The 19,535-nt window shown below is 72.2% G+C and carries 24 protein-coding genes; 16 read left to right on the top strand and 8 right to left on the bottom strand.

Annotated elements, in window-relative coordinates; translation table 11 throughout:
* Window positions 1–33: 33 nt before the first annotated feature.
* Window positions 34–813, top strand: coding sequence for a hypothetical protein (locus ABJI51_RS23020; RefSeq protein WP_348953350.1), 780 nt, complete (start codon window positions 34–36; stop codon window positions 811–813).
* On the opposite strand, the gene ABJI51_RS23015 is transcribed toward ABJI51_RS23020, so the two are convergent.
* Window positions 814–1,398: a TetR/AcrR family transcriptional regulator gene (locus ABJI51_RS23015; protein WP_348953348.1), complete on the bottom strand. Its 585-nt coding sequence runs from the start codon at window positions 1,396–1,398 to the stop codon at window positions 814–816. It lies immediately after the preceding gene.
* Between the two features lie 66 nt (window positions 1,399–1,464).
* On the opposite strand from ABJI51_RS23015, the gene ABJI51_RS23010 reads away from it, so the two are divergent.
* The 3 genes from ABJI51_RS23010 (at window position 1,465) to ABJI51_RS23000 (ending at window position 3,367) form a co-directional block, all read left to right on the top strand.
* Window positions 1,465–1,926: a GNAT family N-acetyltransferase gene (locus tag ABJI51_RS23010; protein ID WP_348953346.1), complete on the top strand. Its 462-nt coding sequence runs from the start codon at window positions 1,465–1,467 to the stop codon at window positions 1,924–1,926.
* A gap of 101 nt (window positions 1,927–2,027) precedes the next feature.
* The gene (locus ABJI51_RS23005) at window positions 2,028–2,921 is read left to right on the top strand and encodes a hypothetical protein (RefSeq protein ID WP_348953345.1); all 894 of its coding nucleotides are present in this window, start codon (window positions 2,028–2,030) and stop codon (window positions 2,919–2,921) included.
* Window positions 2,922–3,079: 158 nt separating this feature from the next.
* Entirely contained in the window at window positions 3,080–3,367 is a 288-nt protein-coding gene (locus ABJI51_RS23000; protein ID WP_348953344.1) for a hypothetical protein, read from the top strand.
* Here the strand turns inward: ABJI51_RS23000 and ABJI51_RS22995 are convergent.
* Window positions 3,359–4,183, bottom strand: coding sequence for an EamA family transporter (locus tag ABJI51_RS22995; RefSeq protein WP_348953343.1), 825 nt, complete (start codon window positions 4,181–4,183; stop codon window positions 3,359–3,361). The genes ABJI51_RS23000 and ABJI51_RS22995 overlap by 9 nt on opposite strands.
* On the bottom strand, window positions 4,183–4,692 hold the full coding sequence (locus ABJI51_RS22990; protein ID WP_348953342.1) for a MarR family winged helix-turn-helix transcriptional regulator: 510 nt from the start codon (window positions 4,690–4,692) through the stop codon (window positions 4,183–4,185). Before ABJI51_RS22990 ends, ABJI51_RS22995 begins: the two co-directional genes overlap by 1 nt.
* Window positions 4,693–4,791: 99 nt before the next feature.
* Between ABJI51_RS22990 and ABJI51_RS22985 the strand changes: the two genes are divergently transcribed.
* The 8 genes from ABJI51_RS22985 to ABJI51_RS22950 all read left to right on the top strand — a co-directional run bounded on the left by ABJI51_RS22985 (window position 4,792) and on the right by ABJI51_RS22950 (window position 14,077).
* Window positions 4,792–5,787: a LacI family DNA-binding transcriptional regulator gene (locus tag ABJI51_RS22985; protein WP_348953341.1), complete on the top strand. Its 996-nt coding sequence runs from the start codon at window positions 4,792–4,794 to the stop codon at window positions 5,785–5,787.
* A 63-nt stretch (window positions 5,788–5,850) separates the two neighbouring features.
* Entirely contained in the window at window positions 5,851–6,069 is a 219-nt protein-coding gene (locus ABJI51_RS22980) for a pentapeptide repeat-containing protein (RefSeq protein WP_348953340.1), read from the top strand.
* 48 nt (window positions 6,070–6,117) lie between these two features.
* On the top strand, window positions 6,118–7,647 hold the full coding sequence (locus ABJI51_RS22975; RefSeq protein WP_348953338.1) for a sugar ABC transporter ATP-binding protein: 1,530 nt from the start codon (window positions 6,118–6,120) through the stop codon (window positions 7,645–7,647).
* Window positions 7,644–8,654, top strand: coding sequence for an ABC transporter permease (locus tag ABJI51_RS22970; protein WP_348953337.1), 1,011 nt, complete (start codon window positions 7,644–7,646; stop codon window positions 8,652–8,654). The genes ABJI51_RS22975 and ABJI51_RS22970 overlap by 4 nt, the downstream gene beginning before the upstream one ends.
* A gap of 22 nt (window positions 8,655–8,676) precedes the next feature.
* On the top strand, window positions 8,677–9,663 hold the full coding sequence (locus ABJI51_RS22965) for a substrate-binding domain-containing protein (protein ID WP_348953336.1): 987 nt from the start codon (window positions 8,677–8,679) through the stop codon (window positions 9,661–9,663).
* Between the two features lie 19 nt (window positions 9,664–9,682).
* The gene (locus ABJI51_RS22960; protein WP_348953335.1) at window positions 9,683–11,104 is read left to right on the top strand and encodes an L-fucose/L-arabinose isomerase family protein; all 1,422 of its coding nucleotides are present in this window, start codon (window positions 9,683–9,685) and stop codon (window positions 11,102–11,104) included.
* A gap of 34 nt (window positions 11,105–11,138) precedes the next feature.
* Complete coding sequence (locus ABJI51_RS22955) at window positions 11,139–12,500, top strand: MDR family MFS transporter (RefSeq protein ID WP_348953334.1); 1,362 nt, start codon at window positions 11,139–11,141, stop codon at window positions 12,498–12,500.
* 83 nt (window positions 12,501–12,583) lie between these two features.
* Entirely contained in the window at window positions 12,584–14,077 is a 1,494-nt protein-coding gene (locus ABJI51_RS22950) for an alpha/beta hydrolase (protein WP_348953333.1), read from the top strand.
* A gap of 76 nt (window positions 14,078–14,153) precedes the next feature.
* Here the strand turns inward: ABJI51_RS22950 and ABJI51_RS22945 are convergent, their stop codons facing one another.
* Window positions 14,154–14,378 carry a hypothetical protein gene (locus ABJI51_RS22945; RefSeq protein ID WP_348953332.1) on the bottom strand — a complete coding sequence of 75 codons (225 nt, stop codon included), beginning with the start codon at window positions 14,376–14,378 and terminating at the stop codon, window positions 14,154–14,156.
* Window positions 14,379–14,486: 108 nt separating this feature from the next.
* On the opposite strand from ABJI51_RS22945, the gene ABJI51_RS22940 reads away from it, so the two are divergent.
* Complete coding sequence (locus ABJI51_RS22940) at window positions 14,487–14,927, top strand: GNAT family N-acetyltransferase (RefSeq protein ID WP_348953331.1); 441 nt, start codon at window positions 14,487–14,489, stop codon at window positions 14,925–14,927.
* On the opposite strand, the gene ABJI51_RS22935 is transcribed toward ABJI51_RS22940, so the two are convergent.
* The gene (locus ABJI51_RS22935) at window positions 14,924–15,493 is read right to left on the bottom strand and encodes a hypothetical protein (protein WP_348953330.1); all 570 of its coding nucleotides are present in this window, start codon (window positions 15,491–15,493) and stop codon (window positions 14,924–14,926) included. The genes ABJI51_RS22940 and ABJI51_RS22935 overlap by 4 nt on opposite strands.
* Before the next feature lie 336 nt (window positions 15,494–15,829).
* On the opposite strand from ABJI51_RS22935, the gene ABJI51_RS22930 reads away from it, so the two are divergent.
* Both ABJI51_RS22930 and ABJI51_RS22925 read left to right on the top strand, forming a co-directional pair.
* The gene (locus ABJI51_RS22930) at window positions 15,830–17,017 is read left to right on the top strand and encodes a lytic transglycosylase domain-containing protein (protein WP_348953329.1); all 1,188 of its coding nucleotides are present in this window, start codon (window positions 15,830–15,832) and stop codon (window positions 17,015–17,017) included.
* Between the two features lie 5 nt (window positions 17,018–17,022).
* Window positions 17,023–17,274 (top strand): hypothetical protein, encoded by a 252-nt coding sequence (locus ABJI51_RS22925; RefSeq protein ID WP_348953328.1) that lies wholly within the window; start codon window positions 17,023–17,025, stop codon window positions 17,272–17,274.
* Here the strand turns inward: ABJI51_RS22925 and ABJI51_RS22920 are convergent.
* The gene (locus ABJI51_RS22920) at window positions 17,271–18,041 is read right to left on the bottom strand and encodes a TetR/AcrR family transcriptional regulator (protein ID WP_348953327.1); all 771 of its coding nucleotides are present in this window, start codon (window positions 18,039–18,041) and stop codon (window positions 17,271–17,273) included. The two genes, ABJI51_RS22925 and ABJI51_RS22920, sit on opposite strands and share 4 nt — an antisense overlap.
* A gap of 61 nt (window positions 18,042–18,102) precedes the next feature.
* Between ABJI51_RS22920 and ABJI51_RS22915 the strand changes: the two genes are divergently transcribed.
* Window positions 18,103–18,516 (top strand): DnaJ family domain-containing protein, encoded by a 414-nt coding sequence (locus ABJI51_RS22915; RefSeq protein WP_348953325.1) that lies wholly within the window; start codon window positions 18,103–18,105, stop codon window positions 18,514–18,516.
* Here the strand turns inward: ABJI51_RS22915 and yidC are convergent.
* Together yidC and ABJI51_RS22905 are read right to left on the bottom strand one after the other, a co-directional pair.
* Window positions 18,499–19,149 carry a membrane protein insertase YidC gene (gene yidC, locus ABJI51_RS22910; protein WP_348953323.1) on the bottom strand — a complete coding sequence of 217 codons (651 nt, stop codon included), beginning with the start codon at window positions 19,147–19,149 and terminating at the stop codon, window positions 18,499–18,501. The genes ABJI51_RS22915 and yidC overlap by 18 nt on opposite strands.
* A gap of 63 nt (window positions 19,150–19,212) precedes the next feature.
* Entirely contained in the window at window positions 19,213–19,485 is a 273-nt protein-coding gene (locus tag ABJI51_RS22905) for a DUF6412 domain-containing protein (protein ID WP_348953322.1), read from the bottom strand.
* Window positions 19,486–19,535: the final 50 nt, after the last annotated feature.

Below are 19,535 nucleotides of genomic sequence, written 5' to 3'. Positions count from 1 at the left end.
CACACTCGGAGAGACCGACACGGGGAGGACGTCATGACGACGGACAGGGAACTGCCGCCCTACCGGGCCCTGCTGGTGGTCGACACCAAGGGGTTCGGCAGCAATTCAAGCACCGCGCAGGAAATGCTCGCCGGGCTGATTCCCGACGTGCTCGCCCAGGCCTTCGAACGGGCCGGGTTGCGGGAGGTCTGGGAGGGTGCGCTGTTTCCGCACGGAACCGGGGACGGTTTTGCCGTCGGGTTCGAGCCGCGGTTTCTGCCCGCCGTTGTTCCGGAACTGTTCGATGAGCTGGAAACCGTCCTCAAGGAACGGGATGCGCGGTTGCGGGCCACCAGCCGTTACGTGCGGATGCGGATGCGGGCCAGCCTCAACGTCGGGCCCATCCGCGCGGCCGATCCCGCTGCCAGCTCGGCGGTTGCCGTCGGGTCGGCGGTGATCACCACGCACCGGCTGCTCGATTCCGCGCCCGTGCGGGAGGTGCTCACCCTTTCCGATCCCGACCAGACCTTTCTTTCCGTCGTGTTGTCACAACGGATTTTCGAGGACGTGCTCGCCGGAGGATACGCCGAACTGCCGGAATCGCGGGTCGTCCCGGCCGACGTCGAAGTGAAAGAATACCGCGGCACCGTCTATCTCTACGTGCCGAATCCCAGCGGGGAACTGCTGCGCCAGGGCATCAGCACCGAATACCGGGACAAACTCGCCGGTGTCCGCGACGAAGTGCCGGCCGCGGGCACCACGAACGTGATCACCGGCATACACGGTGGCACCGCCATCCAGATCGGCCGGATGCACGGGGACGTGCACCACTGATCACGCCCGCAGTTCGGTGAGCGCCTTCGCCAGCGCCTCCTGCTGCAGCCGGGCCGGGTAGGCTTCCGGGTCGGCCGCCGCCAGGACGTTCAGGCCTTCCACCAGGGCCACCAGGCTTTTCGTCGTCAGCTCGCACTGCTCGTCCGTCCACTTCGGACGGCAGGCCGCCACCAGCCGCCGGATGCGGGCCAGGAACGAGCGGTTGGCCGCGCGGTGGCGCTCGGCCAGTGCCTCGTCGGCCAGTGCCGCCGCCAGGAATCCCACCCACACGCGGGATTCCTCGTGGTGGCCGTGGGGCAGGTCGACCGCCTGGCCGAGGACCGCCGCCAGCGCATCGAACGCGTCGGCGCTCGCGGCCTCGGCAGCGTCCTGGCGCACGGCCGTGCGTTCGTAGAGCAGGTCACGCGCGTGCAGCAGCAGCGCCCGCTTCGTCGGGAACGCGTGCATCACCAGGCCCGTCGTGCAGCCGGCGCGCTCGGCGACCGCGCGCAGCGTCAGCCCCGGCAGGCCGTCCTCGGCGAGCACCTGCCACGTCGCATTCGACAGCAGCTCGCGCTGCGCCTGGACGTCACGCTGCCTCGGCATCGGCAACCTCCTTCCCGCGAAGCGTAACAGCTGCTACGGTAACGTCTGTTACGAAAAGGGGAAGCCATGGAATCCACGCTCACGATCACCCCAGTGACCTGGGACGATCCCGACGCCGTCCGCCTGCGCGCCGCCCAGGGCGCCGAACTCGACGCGCGCTACGGCATCGACAACCACGAGCCCGGCGCCGCCCCGACCGCCGAGACCATTGCGGTCTTCCTCGTCGCCCGCGACGCCGACGGCGCCGCCGTGGGCTGCGGCGGCCTCCGGCTGCTCGACCCCGGCTCCGGCGAGATCAAGCGCATGTACGTCGAGCCGCGTGTCCGCGGCACCGGCGTCGCGACCGCCCTGCTGCGCGCGCTCGAAGACCACGCGAGACGCCTCGGCCTCACCCGGCTCCTGCTGGAGACCGGCACCGGGCAGCCCGACGCGATCCGCTTCTACGAACGCGAGGGCTACACCCCGATCGAGCTTTACGGGCCGTACCGCGGCTCGGCGATTTCGCGCTGCTTCGCCCGCGACCTGTGATCGGTTTTCCGATGGTCCGTCCATGCTGAGCTATTGGCGGCCGGCGGCGTCCCGGCCCTACCGTCGACGGCACGGCAATCCCGACCACGACGGAGTTTTCCTTGCGTATCAAGCAGATCGGCACCGCGCTGGCGGCGGCCGCCGTCTTCGCCCTCCCGGCCGCGCCCGCGCAGGCGGTGCCGCGGATCGTCCCGCTCGACCTCGCCGCCGGGCAGCAGCCGGAGAACATCGCGCTGGAGCCCGGCGGCTCCGCCGACCTCACGTTCGCCTACACCGGCGAGATCGGCCGGGTCGGCCCCGGCGGCCGGGTCGATGTCCTCGCCCGGATCCCGGTCCCCGCGGACGGCGACGTCCCGGTGCTGCACCGGAAGCTGTTCCTCGGCGGCATCGTCCGGGCGCCCGGCGGCGAGCTGTACGTCGCCGTCTCCACCGGCACGGCGGCGACCGGCCTCTACCGGGTGCGCCCGGGAATCCCGCCGGTACAGGTGGCCGCGCTGCCGCCGTCCGGCTTCCAGAACGGCGTCGCGCGCGATCCGGCCAGTGGCGACCTCTTCGTCGCCGACTCGTTCGGCTCGGTCGTCCGCCGCGTCTCGCCGTCCACCGGGCAGGTCACCGACTGGGCCACCGGCGACCTGCTCGCCCCGGTGACCGGCTTCGGCGCGAACGGCGTCAAGGTGCACGACGGCGCGCTCTGGGTGTCCAACCTGGACCGCGGCACGCTCGTCCGGTTCCCGCTGGCCGGCGGCCCCGGCCGCGTCGTCGCCACCGGGCTCGGCCCGGTCGACGACTTCGCCTTCCACGGCGACACCGTCGTCGCGGCGATCAACCAGGACAACCGCGTCGTGACGATCGGCCGCGACGGCGTCCGCACGATCCTGTCCACTTCGGACGGGCTGGCCAATCCGACGTCGGTCGCCGTCCGCGGGGACACGCTCTACGTCGCCGACAGCGCTTACTTCGGCGGGACCCCGAATCTCCTGCGCACGCGCTGGTGAACCGGCAAGCGGCACGTGCATCCGCACGTCACTTCCGCACCGGCGGGAACCGGTTGCCGTGAACCATTTTCACCGGTATGTTGGCGGCGCTTTCCGGCGGTAGGGGTCGCCGCCGGGGTGCGGGAGGATGCAGTGCCTTGGTGTGCCGGTGAACGGTCATGGTGACCGAGCCGTACCTGGTGAGCCTGGAAGCCATCGCGGGCGAGCTGCTGCGCGGGAAATGGTGCGTGTACTTGCACGAATGGCTCGGCGACGACTTCGACCTGCCCGGCTGGCAGGCCGAGGTCGCCGCCCATGCCGAACGGTCCGGAGTGGAGGTGTGCTTCGTGGAGATTCCGCGCAAGGACATGACACTCGTGGCGAACGTGCGCGCGCTGCCGAGTTTCGAGCAGGTCACCGAGTCCGTCGCGGCGCTGGAGCACTACCGCGGCCGTCGCTCAGCCTAGGGACACCAGCGCGATGGCCGCGCCCGCGCCCGCCAGCCCGGCGACCTGGGCGCGGCTGAGCCGTTCCCGCAGGAAGACCAGGGCCAGCAGCACCGGGACAGCGGGGTAGAGCGCGGCCAGCACGGTCGCGATCGCGAGCAGCTGCTGCTGCGCGGCGAAGAGGTAGAGCACGATCGCCGCGCTGCCACAGGCCCCGGCGAACGCGGCGGGCCAGAGCAGCCGGGACGGCAGGCGCCACGGCGTGTGTGTTGCCGCGACCAGTCCCGCGATGGCGGCGACCGACACCGCGCGGCTGAGCGCCACCGGCCAGAACCCCGCCTCGGCCGGAATCCGCGAGAGCGCGACGAACTGGACCGCGAAGCCGAGGCCGGCGACGAAGGCGTCCGGGATACCGGCGGCCGTGCGCTTTTCGCCGCTTCCGCGCGAGACCAGCCACAACGCGGGGATCGCGCAGCAGACCCCCGCGACCGCGAGCGGCGAAAGCGGCTGGCCCAGCAGGAGCAGTCCGAACAGGACCGGAAGGACGACGGCGGCGACGTCGCTCGCGGGCACGACGAGGCTCATCGCGCCCTTGCCCATCGCGCGGTAGAGGAACGCGACGCCGACGCCGGTGCCCGCGCCGGACAGCGCACCCCAGCCGAGCGCGGCCGCGGAGGGCGTACCGGAGAACGCGGCGAGCGGGATGGTCACCACAGTGCCCGCGACCTGGGTGTACAGCGACACGGTCATGCCCGGCGCGCGCCGGGACACCAGCCCGCTGACGAAGTGCGTGACCCCGAAGCACAGGGCCGAGACGAGCGCGAGGACGTTCCCCATCAGGACCTCCTTTCGGCCTCCCCCACCGGGCAGCTCCGCTGCTGCGCGACGCAGCCCGGGCGGTCGCAGAGCCGGCACATCAGATCGCCCGAGCCGACCTCGGCGTGCAGGCCGCGCAGCAGCGACTCCAGGAGCGGTTCGAGCGCGGCCGCGTCCGGCACCGCGCGCAGGGCGTCGGCCAGGACGGCTTCCCGGGCTTCGAGTGCCCGTCCCGCGGCGGCCTGCCCGGCGGTCGTGAGGTCGACGGCGACCGCACGGCCCCGCCTGGCCTGCCGCTTCACCAGGCCGCGGGCCTCCAGCTGGTCGAGCATCCGGGCGCAGGCAGGCTGGCTGAGTCCGAGGTGGCGGCCCAGCTCGGTGCCGCCGAGCCCGGGGAACCCGGCGAGGACGACCAGCGCGGCCGTCCCGCTGAGACTGACCCCGGTGGCCGCCGCGGCGGCGGCCGTCATCCGGTCGGACAGCGTCAGCACGGCCGCGCCCAGCAGGTTCGCCAGCCGCGATTCATGCATTACTCATGCATAGCACAACCCGCGTCGGTATGCAGGAAATCGATTACCGGCACGCTATGGTGTGCGGAACACTGCCGACGACAACGGGCGAGGACACGGGTGGCGACGATCTCCGACGTGGCGGCGCTGGCCGGGGTTTCGACCGCGACCGTGTCGCGGGCACTCAACGGGAAGTCCACTGTGGACCCCGTGCTGGCCGAACGGGTGGCGAGGGCGGTCGAGCAGCTCGGCTACACCCCGAACGGCCTGGCCCGCAGCCTGCGCCGCCGGGAGACCGCGGTGCTGGCGCTGATCATCTCCGACGTGGAGAACCCGTTCTTCACGGCGATCGCGCGCGGCGTCGAGGACACCGCGCAGGCCGCCGGGTACTCGGTGATGCTGTGCAACTCCGACGAGAACACCGCCAAGGAACGCCGGTACGTCGAGGTCGCGGCCCAGGAACGGCTGGCGGGCGTGATCATGTCGCCCACCACCGGCGACAGCGACGTCCGGCCACTGCTGGCACACCGGACGCCGATCGTGACGATCGACCGCCGGCTCGGCTCGGCGGACTGCGACGCGGTGCTCGTCGACTCCCGCGCCGCGGCCCGGGAAGCCGTGGAGCACCTGGCGGCACAGGGATACCGGCGGATCGGCTGCATCGCGGGCCCGCCCGGCATCACCACGGCGGACGAGCGCCTCGACGGTTACCGCGACGGACTCCGCGCGGCGGGGCGTCGATACGCGGCGAAACTGGTGCGCCGCTGCGAATTCCGCGAGGCAGGCGGGCGCGAAGCCGCGGCACAGCTGCTGGCCGGGCCCGACCGGCCGGACGCGCTCCTGGTGTCCAGCAGCACGATGGCGGTGGGCGTGCTGCAGGCGATGGCGGAGCTGGGCCTGCGTTCGGGCCGCGACGTGGGGATCGTGTCGTTCGACGAAGCACCGTGGGCGACGCTGATCTCGCCGGCACTGACGGTCGTCGCCCAGCCGGCGCATGCCATGGGCCAGCTGGCGGCCCGCCTGCTCCTGGCCCGCATCGGCGACCGCGGCGAGCGACCGGCAGCCACGACGACCCTCGCGGCGCGGCTCGTGGTGCGTGGCAGCTCGACCCGGTAACTCGGCCTGACAGCGGGCGCGACTTGGTGAGCACGGCAGCCCGGCCGGGCAAGCAGGCCCGGCTTGGCTCGACTCGACTCGGCCCGGCTCGACTCGGCCCGGCTCGACTCGGCCCGGCTCGACTCGGCCCGGCTCGACTCGGCCCGGCTCGGCCCAGCTCGGCTCGGCTCGGCTAGGCTCGGCTCGGCTCGGCTCGGCGAGCGCGGTAGCCCGCCCGGGCAGCCGACCCCGCACTCCGAACTGCCCGAAGTGACGCTTGACACACTTCCGCACCCGCCCTAGCGTCGGAGTAATCGATTACTCCCATCTTCCGCCGACGCGAGGGGTGTCATGGAAGAGCCGGGTACCCCGCTGGTCGCGATGACCGGCGTGAGCAAGGCCTACGGCGGAACGCTCGCCTGCGACCACGTCGGCTTCACCGTGCGCCGCGGGGAGGTGCATGCGCTGCTCGGGGAAAACGGTGCCGGGAAGTCGACGCTCGTGCGGATTCTCTCCGGGGACGTCACCGGATACCACGGCACCGTCGAGGTCGACGGCCAGACCGTCACCTTCGGCTCGCCGCTGGACGCCCGGCGCCGCGGAATCGCCATGATTCCGCAGGAACTCGATCTCGTGCCGGGACTTTCCGTCGCCGCCAACATCTTTCTCGGCCGCGAGCCGCACACGAAGGCGGGCACGGCCGACCGGAAACGAATGCACCGCGAGACGCGGGAACTGCTGGCCCGCATCGGGATCGCCCTCGACCCGAAGCGGCCCGTCGGCGAGCTGCGCACCGGCGAGCAGCAGCTGGTCGCCATCGCCAAGGCGCTCGCCCTCGACGCCCGCGTGCTGGTCATGGACGAGCCGACGTCCGCGCTGACCGGTACCGAGGCCGAACGGCTGGCCGAGGTGATCGGCGAACTCCGCGACGCCGGCGCCGGGATCGTCTACATCTCCCACCGGCTCGGGGAAATCGGCCGGATCGCCGACCGCGCCACCGTCCTGCGCAACGGCCGCGTCACGGGCGAGTTCGCCGCCCGCGACCTGTCCGCCGAGCAGGTCACCGAGGCCATGCTCGGCCGCCCGGTCCAGGCGCTGTTCCGCGTCCGACATACCGGATCCACCGGCGAGCTGCTGCGGCTCGAGAACTTCGCGCTGCGCCCGCGGCGGTACCGGCCCGGCCGCCGCGAACCCGCCGGGATCACGCTCACCGTCCGCCGCGGTGAGATCGTCGGCCTCGGCGGGCTGCTCGGCTCCGGGCGCACCGAACTGCTGGAGACGCTCTTCGGCGCCGGAACGCCCGGCCGGTGGCAGGGCCGGATGTGGCTGGACGGCCGGGAAGTCCGGCCACGCTCCCCGCGTCACGCCGTCCGGCTCGGGCTCGCGCTGGTGCCGGAGGACCGCCGGATCGCGGGGCTGGCCCTGGACCACTCCGTCCGCGCGAACACCGTACTGTCCGTTGTGGACAGACTGGCGACGGCGGGTTTCCTGCGCCGCCGCAGGGAAAACGCCACCGCCGGGGAGGTCCTCGGCGAGCTGGGTGTGTCAGGCGCGCTCGCCGATCCGGCCGGCACGCTCTCCGGCGGAAATCAGCAGAAGGTGGTGCTCGCACGGGCGCTGCTCACCGAGCCGGACCTGCTGCTGCTCGACGAACCGACCCGCGGCGTCGACGTCGGCGCGAAGGCGGAGATCTACCGGCTGCTGGCCGACGCGGCCGCGCGCGGCATCGGGGTGCTGCTCGCGTCGTCCGAGCCCGCCGAGCTGGTCGGGGTGTGCGACCGCGTCGTCGTGCTGCGTGACGGCCGCAGCGAACGGGAACTGGACACGCACGACGCCGGTGAGGCCGAGCTGCTCGCGGCCGCGATGGGGGAAATCCGATGACCACGACCGAGTTCCTGCCCGGGCGCGGCGCGGCGGTCGCGGCCACGCTGTTCCGCTTCCAGAGCCTGTTCGGCCTGGTCCTCGTGCTCGTCGCGGCAATCGTGTTTTCGCCGTCCCACGACGGCTTCCCGGACTTCCTCACCGGCGAGAACCTCTTCAACGTCGTCCGCGCGACGGCCGAGATCGGCATCATCGCCATCGGCATGACGTTCGTGATCCTCGCCGGCGGGATCGACCTGTCGGTCGGCGCGATGCTCGGGCTCGCCGCCGTCGGCTCGGCCGTGCTGCTGGTGCAGGACGGCTTCGGCCTCGTGCCCGCCGTGCTGCTGGTGCTCGCCGCCGGGCTCGCGTTCGGCCTGCTGCAGGGCCTCGCCTCGGCGGTGTTCGGGATCCAGGCGTTCATCGTTACCCTCGCCGGCCTGCAGGTCGCGCGCGGGCTGGCCCGGATCTGGTCGGGCGGACAGGGCGTCGCGATCGCGTACGGCGACGGGCCCGGCGAGGCACCGGTCGCGTTCTCGCTGCTCGGCGAGCGCACGTTCGGCGGTCTCGTGCCGGTGCCTGCGGTGATCTTCGCGGTGGTCGCGGTCGCGGCGATCGTGTTCCTGCGGACCAGCGCGTTCGCCCGGCACGTGTACGCGATCGGCGGCAACGAGAAGGCCGCGCGGCTCTCCGGTGTCGCCGTCACCCGGGTCAAGGTGCTCGTCTACGGGCTGAGCGGGCTGCTGGCCGCGCTCGCCGGGATCATCCACGCCGGCCAGCTGAACCAGGGCAGTCCCAACGACGGCGCCGGTTACGAGCTCGACGCCATCGCCGCCGTCGTGATCGGCGGCACCGCGCTCTCGGGCGGCCGCGGCTCGGTTTCCGGCACGGTCGCCGGCGCACTGCTGCTGAGCGTGCTCAACAACATCCTGACGCTCGACAACGTCGAAGCCAACGTGCAGCTGCTGATCAAGGGACTGGTCATCGTCGCCGCCGCCGGCCTGCAGCGCCTGCGGCCCGGGCCGTGACCATCGAGGAGGGGAAGCCGAAATGTCCGGAACACCAAGGATACTGCCCGCACTGGCGCTCCTGCTGGCCGCCGCCGCGTGCGGCACGACGCACGAGAACTCCGGCCAGGGCGCCACGACGGCGGCGTGCCACGGAGCCGGCGGCCGGTACACGATCGGCGTCAGCCAGGCCAACCTCAGCGAGCCGTACCGCAAGCAGATGGACGACGACATCGCCCGCGCGGCCAAGGAGGTCCCGCAGTTCACGGTGCACTTCGCCGACGCGCAGCAGGACAACGCCAAGCAGGTCGCCGACGTCGAGAACTTCCTGGTCCAGCGGATCGACCTGCTGATCATCAGCCCCAACGAGGCGGCCCCGCTGACCGCGGTGGTGAAGAAGGCCTACGACAAGGGCATTCCGGTGCTGGTGCTGGACCGCAAGGTCGACGGCGACGCGTACACGCAGTGGATCGGCGCCGACAACTACGAGATCGGCAGGCAGGCCGGGCAGTACCTGGCCGAGAAGATCCTGCCCCACGGCGGGAAGATCGCCGAGATCCGCGGGCTCGCCGGGTCCACCCCGGCCAAGGAGCGCCAGGACGGCTTCGCCAAGGGCATCGAGGGCCGCGGTATCGACATCGTGTCCACTGTGGACGCCGACTGGCTGCGCGAGAAGGGACAGCAGCAGGCGGACGCGGTCTTCAAGGCACACCCGGAAATCCAGGCCGTCTACGCCCAGAACGACCCGATGGCCGAAGGCGCCTACCTCGCCGCCAAGGCCGCCGGGCTGGCCGGGAAGGTCAAGTTCGTCGGCATCGACGGCCTGCCGATCCCGTCCGGCGGGATCAAGGCGGTCGAAGCCGGGCGCCTCGCCGCGACGTTCGTCTACCCGACGGGCGGACGCGAAGCGGTGGCGTCCGCGAAGAGCATCCTCGTCGACTGCGCGAAACCGGCGAAGACGCAGCTGCTGCCGACGCAGCTCGTCACGCAGGCGAACGCCGCCGAGGTCTACGCGAAGGGCAACCGCTGAACCCACGGGAAGGATCCGCATGGCACGCATCGGCGTCATCACTCTCTCCGACGGCCGCGACTACGTCCACAATGGAATTGCCGGCTTCCTCGGCGGCACCGAGGACCGGCTGGTCGCGGCGCTCGCCGGAGCGGGTCACGAAGTCGTCCGCGGCTCGGCGCCGGTATCGGCCAATACGCTGGCCACCTCGGTCGCGCGCGAGATCGAAGCGGCCGATGTGGACCTGACCGTGCTGCACTACTGCGTCTGGGCGTTCCCGCACTTCACGATGCTCGCCGCGAACGCGCTCAGCGGGCCGCTGGTGCTGGTGGCGAACACCGATCCGGTGCAGCCGGGCCTGGTCGGGATGCTCGCCGCCGGCGGCGCGCTCGACCAGGTCGGACGCAGGCACGTCCGGCTGTGGGGCGACCCGGCGGACCCGGAACTGGCCGCGGCGATCGGGACGCGGGCGCGGGCGGCCGCCGCCGTCGCGAAGCTGCGCGGCAGCACGTTCGGCCGCATCGGCGGACGGCCGATGGGCATGAACACCGCCGTCGCCAACACCGACCAGTGGCACCGGCAGTTCGGGGTGGACGTCGAGGAGATCGACCAGTGGGAGATCGTCCGGCGCGCGGAAGCGGCCGACCCGGCGGAAAAGCGGCGGGCCCGCGAGTGGCTGGAGCGATACGCGACCGTCCGCTACGACAGCGTCAAGCTGACCCCGTCGCTGCTGGAGCGGCAGATCGGGGCGTACCTGGCGATGCGGTCGCTGATCGAGGAGTGGCACCTGGACTTCACCGGCATCAAGGGCCAGCCGGAGCTGACGCAGCACTTCGCGACGATGGACGTCGCCGAGGCGTTCCTCAACGACCCGTACGACTGGAACGGTCCGAAAGAGACACACGTGTGCGCGACCGAGGCCGATATGGACGGTGCGCTCACGATGCAGCTGATGAAACACCTTGCGGGAACACCGGTCCTGTTCGCCGACGTCCGCCACCACCACGCCGACCGGGACATCTGGGACCTGTGCAACTCGGGCCAGCACGCGACGTGGTTCGCCGCCCGCAGCGACGACCCGGCGGAGAACCTGGCCCGCGTGACCCTGCACCCGGAAGTGTTCTTCTTCCCGGCGGGCGGCGCCTCGGTCCACCACATCGCGGCGCCGGGGCAGATGACCCTGGCCCGGCTGACCCGCCTGGACGGCACGTACCGGCTGCAGCTGATGCTGGGCGAGTTCGAGAACTACGACGAGGCAACGACTTCGGCACTGGAGGCACAGTCGACCCCGGAGTGGCCGCACGCGTTCGCCCGCCTCGACGTGACGGCGGAGACGTTCCTTTCCCGGTTCGGCGCCAACCACATCCACGCGGTCCCGGGCGACCGGCGTGCGGAGCTGCGCGCGGTGTGCGAGCTGCTGGGGATAACCCTCGACGAGTTCACCCGCGGCCCGCGCCATTGACCTCCACCTTGCTTCAGCTTCTACCGTCGGCGTCATGACTGCTCCTCCCCTCCCGCGCACGGTCTGGATCGCGTCCGGCGTCATGGCGCTCGGCGGCTTCCTCGGCAACATGGACGGCTCGATCGTCGCGCTCGGGCTGGAATCGATGCGACTGGACCTGGGGGTCGGCCTCGTCGAAATCCAGTGGGTGGCCACCGCCTTCCTGCTCGGCCTGTCCGCCGCCCTTCCGCTCACGCCGTGGCTGGTACGGCGGCTGGGCGCCGGGCGGCTGTGGCTGTGGTCGCTGGCCGCGTTCCTGCTGACGTCGGTGGCGTGCGCGCTCGCACCGGACGCCGTCGCGCTGATCGCCTTCCGGGCCCTGCAGGGCATGGCCGGCGGGGTGATGGTCACCGCCGGGCAGACCGTGATCGGGCTGGCCGTCGGGCCCGAACGGCTGGGCCGCACCATGGGCACGCTGGGGCTGGTGGTCGGGCTCGCCCCGGTCGTCGGGCCGAGTGCCGGCGGGTTCCTCCTCGCGCACTTCTCCTGGCCGGTGCTGTTCTGGCTGAACCTGCCGATCGGGCTGGTCGCCTTCGCGCTGGCCCTGAAGTACGTGCCGCGCGGCGACCGGGGACAGCCGCCGCCGATGGACTGGCGCGGCCTGGGGCTGATCTCGCTCGGCCTGCCGGTGCTGCTCTACGCGCTCACCGAACTCGACGGCGTGCTCGCGGCCGCCGGCTTCGCCGCGCTCGCGTTGTTCACCTGGTGGTCGCTGCGCGCGCCGCACCCGGTGCTGCAGCTGCGGCTGGCCGCGCGGCCGGTGATGGGCTCCGCGCTGACGACCGTGCTGCTCTCCGGCGCCGGGATGTTCGGCGCGATCCTGCTGCTGCCGCTGTGGTTCCAGGTCCGGCTCGGCGCCGGGCCCGCCGAGGCCGGGGTCCTGCTCGCGCCGATGGGGATTGCCACGACGGTGTTCCTCCTTGTGGCGGGCCGGTTGACCGACCGTTACGGCGGCGGCACCGTCGCGCTCACCGGGACACTGGTGGTGCTCGCGAGCACGGTGCCGCTCGGCTGGCTCGGCCCGGACACACCGATGTGGCTGATCCAGGCACTGCTGCTCATCCGCGGCGCGGGACTGGGCCTTTCGATCATCCCGGCGTCGACGGCGGCGTACGCGTCGGTCGCCCCGGCCGAACTGGGCCACGCGACCGCGCTGGTGAACATCGTGCTGCGCCTCGGCGGCGCGGTGGGCGGCGCGCTCTGCGTCATCGTGCTGTCGCGCGGTCTCGCCACGAGCCCCGCGACCGGGTTCGGCTGGGCGTTCGGCGTGCTCACGGTGATCTGCGTGCTCGGCACGGCGGCGACGGCGTGGCTCCGGAGCGCGGAACGTTCGTCCACAGTGGACGTCGCGGGGTGATTCACCTGGGAAGCTGGCGCACTCACCGGATCGGTGATTTGCTGGAGCCGGTCAGACACGGTCGGTGAGGGGAAGGGCGGGCCATGGCGGGGATATCGAAGCGGCTGCTGACGGCCGCGGCGGCAACGGCGGTACTGGGCAGCATTCTGGCGGCGGCGCCCGCCTCGGCGGCGGAATCCGTCGCCTGGAAGCCGTGCGCCGACGCGCCGGACGTCGACTGCGGCACGGTGACCGTCCCGATCGACTGGGGCCACCCGGAGCGGGGCACCGCGACCATCGCGCTGGCCCGGCGCAAGGCCACCGACCCGGCCGCCCGGATCGGCTCGATCCTGATGGACCCGGGCGGCCCCGGCGGGCCGGGTGCCGGCGCCGTCAAGGAAGGCTGGCAGCTCTCCCCGGAGATCACCAAGCGGTTCGACACGGTGGGCTTCGACCCGCGCGGCGTCGGCGACAGCACGCAGATCAAGTGCGGGCTGGCCGAGCTGATCGCCGACCATCCGGTGGTACCGCGCAACCAGGCCGAGTTCGAGCAGCTCGCGGAGTACAACCGCAAGCTCGGCGAGAGCTGCAACCGGCTCACCGGCCCGCTGGCCCAGTTCGGCGACACCAAGAGCGTCGCACGGGACATGGACGCCATCCGCGTGGCGCTCGGCGAGGCGAAGCTGACCTACTACGGCGTTTCCTACGGCACGCTCATGGGACAGCAGTACGCCGAGCTGTTCCCGGACAGGATCCGCGCGCTCGTGCTGGACAGCAACATGGACCACTCGCAGTACACCGCGTGGGAGTTCCTCAACAGCGAAACCCAGTCGGTGCAGGCGGAGTTCACCGAGTTCGCGGCCTGGTGCGACCGGACGCCGAGGTGTGCCCTGCACGGCCGCAACGTCTCGAAGGTGACCAGGGACCTGCAGGACAGGGCGGCGCGGGGCACGCTGAAGGACCCGATCAGCGGCGAGCAGGTCACCCCGATGGACCTGGCATCGCTGTTCCAGAGCAACTTCTACGGCCCCACCTGGGACGGCCTGGCCAAGACGCTCAAGTCGTTCGCCGACGGCACCACCACCGCGAACGTCCGGCTGCGCGACGAGACCGCGGTCAACACCGTGTTCCAGGGCGTGTTCTGCGACGACTGGCGCCTGCCGGTGCACAACTTCGCGGAGCTGGAGACCTACCGCCGCGCGGCCGCGGCGCTCGCCCCGGACGTCAAGGTCAACTCCCTGGGCTGGCGGGCCGTGACGGGCTGCATCGGCTGGCCGAACCGGACGAGCAACCCGCAGCACCCGCTGCAGATCCACGGCGCACCCCCGCTGTTGCTGCTGAGCGCCCGCCACGACCCGGCAACGCCGTACGCCTGGTCCCAGGCGGCGGCCCGCCAGAGCGGCAACACCCTGCTCACCTACGACGGCTGGGGCCACGGCGCGTACTTCAAGAAGAGCGACTGCGTGATCAAGGCGACGGATGACTACCTGATCACGGGCAAGCTCCCCGCCAGGGGAACCCATTGCCCGGCAGTCGAACCGGATGCGCCGGAGTCGCGCATCGCCGTCCCGGAAATGCCTTCGAAGACCGACTTCTGACGTCCGGCTCACCGAGGCGGCCGGCACCGGCCGCCTCGGTGCAGCCTGACCGTCCACAAGAGACTTCCCAAGTCTCCTACCGGGACTTACGCCGCCAGAACCCGGCCACCACGGCCATGGCCCGCGCCCGGACCGACACCACCGGGACGACCGGCTGCGGCCCCACCCGGCGGCGCATGCGGTAGGCCAGCTCCAGGACCTCCAGGTCCTCCGGGCGACGCCGCCCGTGGACGTCCGGCCGGAGCATCAGCTCCCCCACCGTGACGGGCCTGCCACTGGCACGGTGCGCCGCGCGCGCCATCGGGAACCTCCGCGGGATTTCGGGCCGGATGCGGTGCCGATTCTATGAATCTCGTTCGGGTCCGTCACCTTACCCGCCAGTTCTGTCCGGTGCGTTAGCCTCGGCGGCATGATCAGCATTGGGGGCCTCACCGAAGCCGACCGCCCGGCCTGGGAAAACCTGTTCGCCGGCTACAACACCTTCTACGGCCGGACTCTCGCACCCGACCTCATGGACCGGGCGTGGAAGGAGTTCGCGAGCGGCGAGCGCATGCACGCGCTCGGCGCGCGGCTGGACGGCGAACTCGTCGGCATCGTCCACTTCCTCACCCACGCCAGCACCACCTCGGCCGACGTCTGCTACCTGCAGGACCTCTTCACCGACGACAAGGCCCGCGGCCGGGGCGTCGGACGGGCCCTCATCGAGGCCGTCGCCGACTGGGCCCGTGCCCGCGGCTGCGTGCGCGTCTACTGGCACACCCAGACGTCGAACACCACCGCGCGGCGGCTCTACGACCAGGTCGCCCTCGACAAGGGGTTCATGCAGTACCAGATTCCGCTCGGCCCCTAACGCCGGTGACGGCCGCAGCCGTCGTGGCCGAGGGGGCGGCCCGCCCAGGCCGCCTGCCAGTCCTGGAGCTTCGGACCGCCCTGCCACCACCACACCGGGAACTGCGGGACGACGTGCCGCACGACGGCAGGCGCTTTGACCTTCGGTTTCCCCGGCAGTTTCGCCTGCACCGCTTTCCCGCGACGACGCGGCGATACCGCGGAATCCGGCTTCGGGACAGGCGCAGCCGGGACGATCACCGCCGGTTTCGGAGGCGGCGCCACGGAATTCGGAACGGGCGGGGTGACCACGCGCGGTGGCAGCGCCGCCGGCAGCGGCTCCAGCCCCACCGGCGGCCAGGCCGGAGCGGGGGAACGCTCACCCGGCATCGACACCGCCGCGCTCACCCCGCCGGTCAGCGCCAGCGCCCCGGCCACCACCGACAACACCCGCAGCCGGGTCAGGGACCGCAGGGCCTGCGGTTTCTCCCGGTGCCGGGCCCGCGGGAACGCCGTCGTGGCGTGGGCGGACCGGACCAGCAGCTCGGCGACGGTGACCTGCTCCCGGCGTGGACCCCTTCGAGCCATCAAACCCTCCACCTGGGCCGACCGGACGGCGGCAGTGCGTCCGGACGGACGATGATAGGAATGGTCCCGGGTTGTGTAAAGGCTCGTACACGCAGAGTTGACCCCAGGCGACGCCGGGCACTGTCCCCCACACGCCGTCAAGTCCTCGTGAATGTGACAGTTTCGCGACGATGGATTTGTGCCATCAGGAGGAACTCTCGGCGCCACGGCGCGATTTCGCTGTGCCATTCGCCAAAGTTTGGTTACATCGGCTAGCTTGCTCCTACCGGGCAGTACCGGTGGGGCAGGGCCGATCGGGTGAGGCGATCAGCGAGATCGAGGGAAGCGGGGACGACCATGCCGAAGCACCGGCCACGTCGCAGGAGCACGCGCACGGTCCGGCGGGCCGCGGCCGCGCTCGCGGGTGGGGCGCTCGCCGTGCTGCCCACGCTGACGACCGGGCTGCCCGCCCCGGTGGTGGTCTCGACCGCCGCCGACGACCACGGGGGCACCCTGCCGGACCAGGCCGCTCCGCTGCAGCAGCCGAGCATCGTCATGCCGCCGATCGCCGTCGACGGCAGCCTGCCCCAGCCGCCGCTGCCCACGCCGCTCGTCGTGCCCGGCGGGCGGGCGGGCTCCGCGGGCATCTCCGGGCCGCTCGGCATCCCGGGCAGCATGCTCAAGGCGTACAAGAACGCCGCCGCCATCCTCGCCAAGGAACAGCCGAACTGCCACCTCGACTGGGCACTGATCGCCAGCATCGGCCGGATCGAGTCGAACCACGCGCGCGGCGGGTACGTCAACGCCAACGGCGACACCCTGGAGCCGATCCTCGGGCCGCAGCTCAACGGCGCCGGCGCGTTCGCCGCCATCCCGGACACCGACGGCGGCAAGTACGACGGCGACCCGGTGTGGGACCGCGCCGTCGGCCCGACGCAGTTCATCCCGTCGACGTGGCGGGCCTACGCCTCCGACGGCAACGGCGACGGCGTGTCCAATCCCAACAACATCTACGACGAGGCGCTGGCCACCGCGCGCTACCTGTGCTCGGGCGGTCTGGACCTCTCGACGGACGCCGGGCAGCGCATCGCCGTGCGCCGCTACAACAACTCGCAGTCCTATGTGGACACCGTGATGGCGTGGGCCGCGGCCTATCGCGGCGGGGTGGCCCAGCTGCCCGACAGCGACGTGCCGATCGGCACGCCCAGCGCCCCGGACGCGGCCGCCGCGGGTGCCCCGGTCGGCGTCCCCGCGCCGCCCGCCCCGCCGGTGCCGCCGGTCGCCCAGCCGCCGGGCTCGCTGCCGGTCACCTCGACGCCGGGCTCCACCACCCCGACGACGAAGCCGACCACGCCCACGACCAAGCCGACGACCCCCACCACGAAGCCGACCACGCCGACGACCACCCCGACCACGCCCACCACGTCGCCGGAGACCAGCACGCCCCCGGCCACGACGTCGAGCAGCGCCCCGGCCGACGCGGGCAACACCCCGGCCGCGACGACCTCGTCCACCTCGGCGGGTTCGTCCGGTTCGGCCGGGTGAGCCCGGTGGAGCCGTTCCTGGTGCACATCCGCTGCGACACCGACGGCTACACCCACGCCGTCACCGAGGACGAGTTCGCGGCGGGGCGGCACGAGGGACGGTTCCGCGCGGTGTGCGGGCACGTGGTGCTCGCGGCGCCGATGATCGAGGCACCCGGCCGGTTCGACCCGGTGTGCCGCGACGTCCTGCGCGGCGACCCGGCGCCCTCGGTACCACGGCAGGAGCGGCGCCGCCTGCGGTGGCGCAGCCGCCGTTAACCCAGTAGAGCCTCGATGCCGTCGAGCATGCGGTTCAGGCCGAACTCGTACGCGGCGTCCCCCTGGGCCTTGGCGTTCTGCTCGAACCCGCCGCCGAGCCAGATCCGGTTCATCGCCGGGTGCTCGTCGACGACGAAGTAGTTCTCCCAGAACGAAGAACGCTGGTGCCACCACGCCTCGGTCGACTGCCCGGTGCTGCGCTCCAGGCGGGTGTCCTCCGCCTCGAGTGCCGCGTTCGCGTCGACGTACGTGCCGATCCCGTTGGCCGCCGCGACCGCCTGCTTCGGCGGCAGCCCCAGTTCGTCCATAATGGACAGCAGGTACTCCTGGCCGGCGAGGCGGCCAGGGCCGAGCGGGGGCCGGACGCGGGAAACCTCGCACAGCCAAGGATGTTTCCGGTACGCCTCCCTGGTTCGCTCCGCGTAGAGCGCCACCTGCGCGCGCCAGTCCTCCGGGCGCGGCTCGCCCGGCCGCGGCAGCCGCCGCCCGACGAGCACGTCGTCGACCATCAGGTCGACCAGCTCGGCCTTGCCGGGCACGTACGTGTAGAGCGTCATCGTGCCCGCGCCGAGTTCCTTCGCGACGCGGTGCATCGACGCGGCCGCCAGCCCGTCGGCGTCGGCGATGCCGATCGCCGCCGCGACGATCCGCTCGATCGTCAGCGTCGGACGGCGGCCCCGTGCCGGTTCCCCGGTGCCGCCGCGGGCACGCCAGAGCAGCGCGAGCGTCCGGTCGACGTCCTCGGCGCCACTGCGTTCGACGGTCATGCGCACCCCTCGCTCCTCGCTCGGAGATTACCCTGGAACACGGACACAGGGGGTGTGACGGATGACGCGACGCAAACCACCCAAGGTCTCCTTCCGCTGGTGGGTGGACCGGCAGATCGACGAAGCCCGCGAGCGCGGCGACTTCGACGACCTGCCCGGCACCGGCAGGCCGTTGCCGAAGCCCACCGGCCACGACGCCGTCACCGACTGGGTGCTGCGCGAGGTCAGGAAGGGCGGGCACGACACCAGGGCCCTGCTGCCGCCCGCCCTCGCGCTCAAGCGGGAGGTCCAGGACCTGCCGGGGAAGCTCGCCGCCGAGCGGACCGAAGCGGCGGTGCGGGAGGCCGTGGCGGACCTCAACGAGCGGATCCGCCAGGCCTACCTCAACCACCACTCCGGACCACCGCTCACGGTGGCGCTGGTCGACGTCGAGGAAGCCGTCGACGGCTGGCGGCGCTCACGAGCCGCGTCGTAACAACGCCCGTTCGGCCGTGCTCCACGCCGTCGTGGTGAGCAGGTAGATCCCGGCCGCCTGCGGCAGGACCAGCGTCGCGAGCACGGTCCCGAACGGCAGCAGCCGCAGCCACTTCCCGCCTGCCGGGTCCTGCCACCGGACCGAGCACCACGCGACCACGGCGAGCCCGGCCGCCACGACGAACACCAGCGGGCTGCCGGCCAGGCCGTGCGCGCCCAGCGGCGTCCCGAGCAGGGTCGCGCCGAGCAGCGAGTTGGGTTCGCCGCCGATCGTCGCGGTCGTGAAGAGCCGGTACATGACGGTGAAGAACGGCAGCTGCAGCAGCAGCGGCAGGCAGCCGGAGAACAGCGAGGTCCCGGACTCCTGCTGCAGCTTCGTCAGCTCCGCGGCCAGCCGGTCACGGTCGCCGCCGTGCTTCTCCCGCAGCGCCCGGATTTCCGGCAGCAGGGCGGCCCGGGCACGCTCGCCGCGGGCCGCCGACCGGGCGAGGGGGTGCAGCAGCAGCCGCACCGAGCAGGTGAACAGGACGATCGCCAGCGCCGCCGACAGCGGGCCGGTGAACGCGGTGGCCGCGAGCAGCCAGTGGATCAGGTGATACGCGACGGCAACGGGCACGTCGAGAAAGCCGGACATGGGCAGCACTCCGCACGAGTGAGAAGGGGTGTGGTGAGCGGAATGGCTGCGCCGGAAGGGTTCCTACGCAGCCGTGCTGCGGGAACCGGGTGCTCGTGGCCTGCTGCGCCCGGGCGCCCCGGGATCGCGGAGGCGGATCGACTCGGCGCGGCGCGCGCGGCGGCGCAGCGCGGTGGCGCGGCTGCGGACCGGCGCCGACCACAGGGCGAGCTCGCTGCGCTGCGTGCTGCCGACGAGCAGCACGACCAGGAGGCTCGCGGCGGCCAGTGAGCCGAAGGCGAGCAGCGCGGCGGGGCTGGTGACGACGGGGAACGCCGTCTGCAGCAACGTGGTCACGGCGGCCGTCCCCCTTCCTTCCGAGATCCCAGGGTAGCGGAATCGGGACC

It is taken from the genome of Amycolatopsis melonis, assembly GCF_040064235.1.
Classification (GTDB): Bacteria; Actinomycetota; Actinomycetes; order Mycobacteriales; family Pseudonocardiaceae; genus Amycolatopsis; species Amycolatopsis melonis.
The sequence above is the reverse complement of the archived record's forward strand: the minus strand, read 5'-3'. Positions and strand labels throughout refer to the sequence as shown.